Here is a 6,333-nt window from a genome sequence, read left to right as displayed (position 1 = left end):
GTTTACACAAGCGGGCTTCTCTGAATATGGCGGAGGAGCAGGGATTTGAACCCTGCATGACGGCGCTATAAACCCAGCAACCCTCAAAGCGGTGCCAAGCTAGTAGCTATCATCAAAACTCAGATACGAAAAAGCCCGCCTGTTTGCACAAGCGGGCTTCTCTGAATATGGCGGAGGAGCAGGGATTTGAACCCTGGATGGGCTATAAACCCATGCCGGTTTTCAAGACCGGTGCATTCAACCACTCTGCCACCCCTCCGAACGCTGCAAATACTATAGCGAGGATATGAGACTGTAAAGCAGAAAATGTCACAGCCTTATCTATTTGCTCAATCTGCAATCAGTCTTTGGGTGTTTCTTCTGCATGCAGTGCCAAACGCGCCGGATCCGGCTTGGTAAAACCTGCCCTCACCTGCGACCAGTCGGCAAACTGACGCAGTTTATAACCAGCCAATACCAGCACACTACACCCCAGGATCCCCCAGGCGATAGCGGTTTCCCCGGTCGTGGCCCACACAGCAACCAGACTTGATGCTCCGAATGCCAAAGTTATCTGTAAAAAATTTTGCAGCCCGGCCGCTTTGGAGGCGCACTGACTGAAATGTTGCAACGCACTGTTAACCACTATCGGATAAATGGCGCCATTGGCGGCGGCCAGCACAGAAAATGCAATAAGCAATGGATAGATGGTTTGCGCCTTGAATACCAAAGTCGCCAAGGCAATCGCCAACACACACAAACCAAACAGGGCCAGCAACAGTTTAAGCGTCATCTCGCTGCCTACCCGGCGGATAAGCAACTTACTGGCATAGCCACCGACAATAAACATGATGGTTTGCGGAATAAAGCTTAAACCTATGGCGTCTGCTTCATAACCGTGCTGCTCCATCACAATCGGCCAAAGTGTCAGGTAGGCGAAGAAAGCCCCTGAACATGCACCATAGATGAGCACATTGCCCAAATAACCCGTGTTGTTGAAAAAGGTCTTGTAAGCCACTTTTGCTTCAGCTTTGGCAGCACTCTCGCTTGCCGGCTTAACCAACACCATGGTCAGTGCCATCAATGCCAGCGCCGTCGCCGCCAAAATGAAAAATATCGCTTCCCAGCCCAGATGCCCAAGCACCTTGGCACCGAGAATAGGCGCCAATGCCGGTGACAAGGCCACCAAAGGCATGATGTTGGAGAAGATGCGCTGCGAATCTTTGGCATCATACTGCTCTACCACCAAAGCCTGCCAGATAACTGCCGCGCTGCAGACGCCAATCGCCTGGAAGAAACGGGCGCAGTTGAGCATGATGATATTGTCACTGAAACCTATACTGACTGTTGCCAGGGCGAACAGTGCCAAACCACCGAGCAGTGAATTACGTTTACCGAAACGCTGCACCAAAGGGCCGTAGAGCAGTTGCCCCAAGGCCAATCCGGCCAGGAAAGAGGTCAAGGACATGGCTACCTGAGAAGCGCTGGCATCAAGAGAGCTTTCAATTGCTTTGAATGCTGGGAGATACATGTCGGTCGCGATGAAAGCCAACATGCTCAGAAGCGCGAGATAGCATAAAAACATGAAATATTTAAGAGTCATATACAACCTGATTACAACTTAAGACAAAAGTAATATGAATACTGGTGCAGTCTAAAGTCTTGCTCAATCGAGGTGAAACGTTTATTTTTGACTTGTGTCTTCAAATATTCTCACAGCAAGGGATCGCCATGCTTTCTGAACAGTCGTTACAACTTATCGATATTGTTTCTCACCTTGGCAGTTTCACCGCAGCAGCCAACAAGCTGCATAAGGTGCCCTCCGCCGTGAGTTATGCCATTAAGCAGATTGAGGAAGAGTTGGGGGTTGTGCTGTTTGAGCGTCATCACCGCAGCGTCAGTTTGACGCCCGCCGGGGCTCACTTCGTCAAGGAAGCCAGGATCATGCTCAAGCAACTGGACGATCTGAAACGGGAAACCCAGCGGGTGGCCAATGGTTGGCAGCCGACACTGTCCATCGCCCTGGATAATATTGTCAGGGCCGACAGGATCAGTGTACTGATTGCCGACTTCTATCGTCACTTCACCGACGTGGAACTGATCATTCGCATTGAGGTGTTCAACGGTGTTTGGGAAGTCTTGTCTACCGGGCGCAGCGATGTTGCCATAGGTGCGACCACTGCCATTCCGGTCGGCGGCGCCTACCATCACAGAGACATGGGCGACATCGAGTGGGCATTTTTGGTGAGCAAGTCTCACCCATTGGCGGCCATCGACCGGCCACTGGAGGATGAAGAGCTCAGGCCCTTCCCTTCAATTTGCCTGGATGACACGTCAAGAGAGATCCCCAAGCGTCACACCTGGTTGCTGGATAATCAGCGCCGCTTGGTGGTGCCGGATTGGATCCGTGCCATCAACTGTTTCCGCGAAGGCTTGGGGATAGGCTATATGCCGGTGCACCTCGCCAGCCCCTTTATTCGCGCCGGTGCCCTGGTGGAAAAACAGTTGGCAACGCCGTTACCGGCCAGTTCCTGCTGCCTGGCATGGAATGCCAACAAGATGTCACCGGCACTTAAATGGGTGCTCGATTATCTGGGCGATACCGAAAAACTGCACAGAGAATGGCTCGCCTGACTTTAATTCATAAAAGATTCAGTGTTTAATGACACAATTCTTAATAGGAAAACGACAGCGGAACCTAATAAGGTTTAAGCTGCTCTAACATGGAAACTAGCCGGGCCATTAACCCTGGCTATGTCAAGTCAACCTTCGGAGAAGCAAATGACTCAGCAAACCCTTTATTCGAGCCAAACTTCCACTATGGAAGTGAACAAAATGCTCAGAAACACCTACATGCTGCTGGCAATGACCATAGGGTTTTCAGCCGTATGTGCCGCCATCGCCATGGCTATGGGTATCGGCCCCATGATGTCACTGGGACTTTCCATCGGTGGCTTGGTGTTGCTGTTCGTTACCCTGAGAAAAGCGGAATCTGCCGCCGGGATCTTTTGGGTATTTGCCTTTACCGGTATGGAAGGCGCGTCTCTGGGTTATATCCTCAATCATTACGCCGGTATGAGTAACGGCCCTGAGCTGATTATTCAGGCCTTTGGTCTGACATCAGCCATCTTCGTCGCCCTGTCGGCCTATGCCGTGACCACCAAGAAAGATTTTTCCTTTATGCGCGGCTTCTTGATTGCCGGTCTGGTGGTCGTCATTGCCGCTGCGGTGATCAATATCTTTGTCGGTAACGGCGCGGTATTTATGGCTGTCAATGCGGGTATCGCCCTGCTGATGACAGGTTTTATCCTGTTTGATACCAGCCGTATCGTTAATGGTGGTGAGACCAACTATATCCGCGCTACCATTGCCTTGTACCTGGATTTCCTCAACCTGTTTATCAGCCTGCTACACCTGATGGGTGTTGGTGGCGATGACTGATCCCCACGGGATGGAAAATAGGTTAAAATGGCCCTAATTCAGGGTCATTTTTTTTGGTATGAGCAAACTTATTATTATGGTGAATGGCAGTGTCTACGGCCCGGCGGCCGGCTTCCATGCACTCAAATATACCCGGGCGGCGCTGCAAGCGGGCCATGAGATTCACTGTGTATTCTTTTATCAGGACGGCGTGAGCCAGTCCAATGCCCTATGCGCGCCAGCGTCTGACGAACTGGACTTAACTGCCGCATGGCAACAGTTGGCGAAGGAGTGGCAGCTTAATCTGGTGAACTGCGTCTCTGCCGCCCTGCGCCGCGGTGTGCTTTCAGCACAGGATGCCAAGGATAACGCCAAAGCGAGTGCCAATCTGGCCGCGGGCTTTACCATGGGTGGGCTTGGCGAGTTGGTTACCGGGCTTGAAAAGAGTGATCGTCTGGTGAGTTTTTAATGAAGAAAATAGCCATTATTTTTCGCCGGGCCCCCCATGGCTCGGCTTCCGGGCGCGAAGGCCTGGATCTGGCGCTGCTGAGCGCCAGTTTTGAGCAAGAGGTGAGCCTGATCTTTACCGATGAAGGCGTGCTTACGCTGCTGAAGCAACAGCAACCTGAGCTTATCGGCTGCAAGGATTATATCGCTACCTTGGGTGCGCTGCCCCTCTATGACATAGACACAGTGCTGGTCTGCAAACAATCGTTGCAGGAGCTGGGACTTGGCCGCACTGAACTGGTTATTCCTGCCACTATTTGTGATAACGAGCAGATCCGCCAGACTCTGCTGGATGCCGATGAGGTCATGGTTTTCTGATGATATTGCACCAAATACAAACATCGGCGGCGCGCGACACTGCGCTGTCCTGCGCACTGAGATATGCCGGCAAGACAGATGTGTTTCTGTTGGCAGGCGATGCTGTAAACGCCCTGCTGAAACGTCAATGGGCCATGGCGCTGTCCCCTTTTAAAGTTGTGCTGGTGGCCGATGACGTCAAGGCCCGCGGGCTCGAGGACTTTCTCTCCAATTATGAACAGTTGGATTATCCGGCGCTGGTAGCGCTGACATTAGCTCATACAAAGGTTATTTCGTGGTAGATTTCATTCAATTCAATGACAAGCAGATAGCGACTGATCCTCAAGGGTATTTGAAACAAGTTTCAGACTGGACGCCTGAGCTGGCGCCTGTCATCGCCGCAGCTGAAGATATAGAGCTGACAGATGCCCATTGGGAAGTGGTTAACTTTGTGCGGAACTTTTATCTTGAATACAAGACCAGCCCGGCTATTCGGGTATTGGTCAAGGCTATCGGCCAGGCACTTGGACCGGAGAAAGGTAACTCCAAGTACCTCTACACCCTGTTTCCTATGGGGCCGGCCAAGCAGGCCACCAAGATTGCCGGACTGCCCAAACCGGCCAAGTGTATTTAATGCGACTCGATTCTGCACACAAAAAAGCCCCGGTTCTCGGGGCTTTTTACTATGCAGAATAACTATTTTAAATTCTCATATACCAGCATGGCTGCCTTGCCGAGCGTGGCTAAAAACAGGGCAGAAAAAACTGCGATGACGGCCACGTAGGCAAGCCAGCGCAGGTAGCGCTGACCTTTATCCATATGACCTCGCCCATCAACCTATTTTTTCAATGCCGCCCATATAGCTACGCAGTGCTTCAGGTACTGTGACACTGCCATCGGCATTTTGGTAGTTTTCCAAAATGGCCACCAGAGTACGGCCAACCGCCAGCCCTGAGCCGTTTAGAGTATGAATAAGCTTGGGCTTGTTGTCGTCTTTGGCGCGATAACGGGCCTGCATACGCCGCGCCTGGAAGTCACGCACGTTGGAGCAAGAAGAGATCTCACGATAAGTTTTTTGAGCCGGAACCCAAACTTCAACGTCGTAGGTCTTGGCGGCACCAAAGCCCATATCACCTGTACACAGGACGATAGTTCTGTGCGGCAGACCCAGCTTCTTCAGTACGTTTTCGGCGTGACCGACCAACTCTTCCAATGCAGCTTCAGAATCCTGCGGCTTCACCAACTGCACCATTTCGACCTTGTCAAACTGGTGTTGGCGGATAAGGCCGCGGGTATCTTTACCGTAAGAGCCGGCTTCACTGCGGAAGCATGGTGTGTGAGCAGTCAACTTGATTGGCAGCTCGGCTTCATCCAGTATGGTGTCGCGGGCCAGGTTGGTCAGCGGCACTTCGGCGGTTGGGATCAGGCTAAGCCCCTGACCTTCCTCTGTGGCAGGTTTGGTGTGAAACAGATCTTCACCAAACTTGGGCAGTTGGCCTGTGCCCTTGAGGCTGGCTTCGTTGACCAGTAAAGGCACGTAGCATTCTGTGTAGCCGTGCTCCTGGGTATGCAAATCAAGCATGAACTGCGCCAGAGCGCGGTGCATACGGGCAATTTGGCCTTGCATAAAGATGAAGCGCGAACCTGTTACCTTAACAGCACTCTTGAAATCCAGTCCTTTGAGCAGTTCACCAAGATCCACATGATCTCTTACCGGGAAGTCAAACTCCCTTGGCGTGCCCCAGCGGCGGATTTCCACGTTGTCGTTCTCGTCTGAACCGACAGGTACAGATTCATCCGGCAAATTGGGAATGCTCATGGCAATAGCGTCCAGCTCTTCAAGCAGTGCACTCAGCTCCTGCTTTTTGCTGTCCAACTGGCTGCCGAGATCGCCTACCTGCGCCATGATTGGAGCAACGTCCTCACCGCGGGACTTGGCTTGACCTATGGACTTGGAGATGGCATTGCGACTGGCCTGCAGCTCTTCGGTTTCCACCTGCAGCGACTTGCGCTTTTCTTCCAGCTTGGTCAGCCTGTCTACATCGAGGATAAAACCACGGGTCGCCAGGCGCTCCGCAGTTGTTGCGAGTTCATTACGCAGATATTTTGGATCTAACATGTCTACTTGTC

At 52.1% G+C, this 6,333-nt stretch carries 9 protein-coding genes and 1 tRNA gene; 6 read left to right on the top strand and 4 right to left on the bottom strand.

What is annotated here, in order from left to right:
- Positions 1-168 precede the first annotated feature (168 nt).
- Positions 169-259: transfer RNA gene (locus CX651_RS13855), tRNA-Ser, on the bottom strand.
- Between the two features lie 81 nt (positions 260-340).
- On the bottom strand, positions 341-1,582 hold the full coding sequence (gene punC / locus CX651_RS13850) for a purine nucleoside transporter PunC (protein WP_224867499.1): 1,242 nt from the start codon (positions 1,580-1,582) through the stop codon (positions 341-343).
- A 128-nt stretch (positions 1,583-1,710) separates the two neighbouring features.
- On the opposite strand from punC, the gene punR reads away from it, so the two are divergent.
- The 6 genes from punR to CX651_RS13820 all read left to right on the top strand — a co-directional run bounded on the left by punR (position 1,711) and on the right by CX651_RS13820 (position 4,837).
- Positions 1,711-2,613 carry a DNA-binding transcriptional activator PunR gene (gene punR / locus CX651_RS13845; RefSeq protein ID WP_101056520.1) on the top strand — a complete coding sequence of 301 codons (903 nt, stop codon included), beginning with the start codon at positions 1,711-1,713 and terminating at the stop codon, positions 2,611-2,613.
- A gap of 147 nt (positions 2,614-2,760) precedes the next feature.
- Positions 2,761-3,420 (top strand): Bax inhibitor-1/YccA family protein, encoded by a 660-nt coding sequence (locus CX651_RS13840; protein WP_100143689.1) that lies wholly within the window; start codon positions 2,761-2,763, stop codon positions 3,418-3,420.
- 58 nt (positions 3,421-3,478) lie between these two features.
- Positions 3,479-3,868, top strand: a complete 390-nt coding sequence (gene tusD, locus CX651_RS13835) for a sulfurtransferase complex subunit TusD (protein ID WP_101056519.1) — start codon at positions 3,479-3,481, stop codon at positions 3,866-3,868.
- Positions 3,868-4,224, top strand: a complete 357-nt coding sequence (gene tusC, locus CX651_RS13830; protein ID WP_039032968.1) for a sulfurtransferase complex subunit TusC — start codon at positions 3,868-3,870, stop codon at positions 4,222-4,224. The genes tusD and tusC overlap by 1 nt, the downstream gene beginning before the upstream one ends.
- Complete coding sequence (tusB, locus tag CX651_RS13825; RefSeq protein WP_101056518.1) at positions 4,224-4,505, top strand: sulfurtransferase complex subunit TusB; 282 nt, start codon at positions 4,224-4,226, stop codon at positions 4,503-4,505. Before tusC ends, tusB begins: the two co-directional genes overlap by 1 nt.
- Positions 4,499-4,837, top strand: coding sequence for a TusE/DsrC/DsvC family sulfur relay protein (locus CX651_RS13820; protein ID WP_101056517.1), 339 nt, complete (start codon positions 4,499-4,501; stop codon positions 4,835-4,837). Before tusB ends, CX651_RS13820 begins: the two co-directional genes overlap by 7 nt.
- A gap of 62 nt (positions 4,838-4,899) precedes the next feature.
- Here the strand turns inward: CX651_RS13820 and CX651_RS20275 are convergent, their stop codons facing one another.
- The gene (locus tag CX651_RS20275; RefSeq protein WP_025009737.1) at positions 4,900-5,022 is read right to left on the bottom strand and encodes a hypothetical protein; all 123 of its coding nucleotides are present in this window, start codon (positions 5,020-5,022) and stop codon (positions 4,900-4,902) included.
- A 13-nt stretch (positions 5,023-5,035) separates the two neighbouring features.
- Positions 5,036-6,322 (bottom strand): serine--tRNA ligase, encoded by a 1,287-nt coding sequence (gene serS, locus CX651_RS13815; protein WP_101056516.1) that lies wholly within the window; start codon positions 6,320-6,322, stop codon positions 5,036-5,038.
- Positions 6,323-6,333: the final 11 nt, after the last annotated feature.

The organism is Shewanella chilikensis (genome assembly GCF_002836945.1).
GTDB classification, from domain to species: Bacteria; Pseudomonadota; Gammaproteobacteria; order Enterobacterales; family Shewanellaceae; genus Shewanella; species Shewanella chilikensis.
This window is presented reverse-complemented; position numbering and strand designations above follow the sequence as displayed.

Bases quoted from the DNA above. Each gene is read 5' to 3' on its own strand.
- serS (WP_101056516.1), bottom strand. From the start codon at position 6,322: ATGTTAGATCCAAAATATCTGCGTAATGAACTCGCAACAACTGCGGAG.
- punR (WP_101056520.1), top strand. From the start codon at position 1,711: ATGCTTTCTGAACAGTCGTTACAACTTATCGATATTGTTTCTCACCTT.
- tusC (WP_039032968.1), top strand. From the start codon at position 3,868: ATGAAGAAAATAGCCATTATTTTTCGCCGGGCCCCCCATGGCTCGGCT.
- tusB (WP_101056518.1), top strand. From the start codon at position 4,224: ATGATATTGCACCAAATACAAACATCGGCGGCGCGCGACACTGCGCTG.
- CX651_RS13840 (WP_100143689.1), top strand. From the start codon at position 2,761: ATGACTCAGCAAACCCTTTATTCGAGCCAAACTTCCACTATGGAAGTG.
- punC (WP_224867499.1), bottom strand. From the start codon at position 1,582: ATGACTCTTAAATATTTCATGTTTTTATGCTATCTCGCGCTTCTGAGC.
- CX651_RS20275 (WP_025009737.1), bottom strand. From the start codon at position 5,022: ATGGATAAAGGTCAGCGCTACCTGCGCTGGCTTGCCTACGTGGCCGTC.
- tusD (WP_101056519.1), top strand. From the start codon at position 3,479: ATGAGCAAACTTATTATTATGGTGAATGGCAGTGTCTACGGCCCGGCG.